The sequence below is a fragment of the Seonamhaeicola marinus genome (assembly GCF_008085455.1).
The window spans coordinates 1-773 of record NZ_VSDQ01000190.1 but is presented as its reverse complement, the minus strand read 5'-3'; the positions used below and the strand labels follow the sequence as shown (position 1 = coordinate 773).

At 37.0% G+C, this 773-nt stretch carries 2 pseudogenes; both read right to left on the bottom strand.

Going from position 1 to position 773, the window contains the following annotated elements:
* Positions 1-365: pseudogene (locus FUA24_RS02945) on the bottom strand (cell division protein FtsZ); the annotation flags it as partial.
* A gap of 69 nt (positions 366-434) precedes the next feature.
* Positions 435-773: pseudogene (locus FUA24_RS02940) on the bottom strand (cell division protein FtsA); the annotation flags it as partial.

Sequence of the window (773 nt, the reverse complement as noted above, 5' to 3'; positions counted from 1 at the left end):
TACCCACGGTTAAAATGTCTAAATCTTTAGCCATTTTAGCAATTATAGGTGCAGCTCCTGTACCAGTACCACCGCCCATACCAGCGGTAATAAATACCATTTTAGTGTTAGAGTCTAGCATTCTTGAAATTTCTTCAAAGCTTTCAACAGCAGCTTGCTCACCAATATCTGGGTTGGCACCAGCGCCTAATCCTTCGGTTAAATTAACACCTAGCTGTATTTTGTTTGGAACACCACTATTNTTGCTGAAACATGTGGTTTATGGCATTGCTACCACCGCCACCAACACCAATAACTTTGATTACGTTTGATTGGTTTTTGGGTAAATCAAACTTAATGCTTTCGAATTCTTTGTTGCTGCTCATAAATTCTGTTTTTCTGGGGTTTTGTACTTATATTTTAAATTCAATGGTTCTTTTTAATGTGCCGCTAGGCTACTCTGCGTTATCTAGAAAATCTTTAACACGTTCGGTTAATTTATCTAAAAACGACTTGCGTTCTTTTTTAGGTTCTTCAACTATATTGTTTACGTTTTCTTCTGTTGTATCAGCTTCTTCTTCCTCAACTTCGGTTTCGGTTATAGTTTCAGTTTCTACTTTTTTACGTTGCTGGCGTTTTAGGCCATCTAACACTAAACCTACAGCTGTTGCAAATAATGGGCTAGTAATATCTTCATCACTATCACCAGCTAAATGCTCATTAGGGTAGCCAATTCTAGTATCCATACCTGTAATGTATTCTACCAATTGCTTTAAATGTTTTAATTGGCTACC